The organism is Vibrio sp. 10N.222.55.C6 (assembly GCF_041473395.1).
Classification (GTDB): Bacteria; Pseudomonadota; Gammaproteobacteria; order Enterobacterales; family Vibrionaceae; genus Vibrio; species Vibrio crassostreae_C.
In genome coordinates, this window is sequence record NZ_JBFRSD010001024.1 from 1 (window position 1) to 437 (window position 437).

The 437-nt window shown below is 46.5% G+C and carries 1 protein-coding gene; it reads right to left on the reverse strand.

The window, feature by feature from the left end:
• Positions 1-437: cobaltochelatase CobT-related protein (locus AB4486_RS27370; RefSeq protein WP_408063676.1), on the reverse strand; the 437-nt coding region annotated here is incomplete at both ends.

A 437-nucleotide genomic window follows, 5' to 3' on the forward strand; every position in this document is an offset into this window, starting at 1 on the left:
TCAAAATCCTTAAACACGATATGTCGAACTTCGTTTAAACGACCCGGGTGTTTCGGTTGACCTTGCTTGAGCCACTGTCGATAAACCTTGCCACCATTCCAGTTATTAGTGGTGAAGCCGATAATTTCAAAAGGGATATTGGCTAGCCCAACCGATTTGAGAATCGTATCCATCAGTAGACTCAGTTTGTGACTGTGTTTTTGCATTGAACCTGAGCAGTCCATCAAAAATGTGATGGCACATTGATGAGATGCGCCAACCTCTGGCTGATAAAAGACAGTGCGATCCAATGGCGAAGTGATGAGCTTAGTGAGAGTAGTGGCGTTGACGATGCCTTCTTCTAAATGATCCTGACGTCGGTTCCTTTGTGGCGTGGCAACAAAGCTGGTGAGTATAGCGGCCAAGCGGCGAGTGTTTACTTGTCTCGCCATGATGTC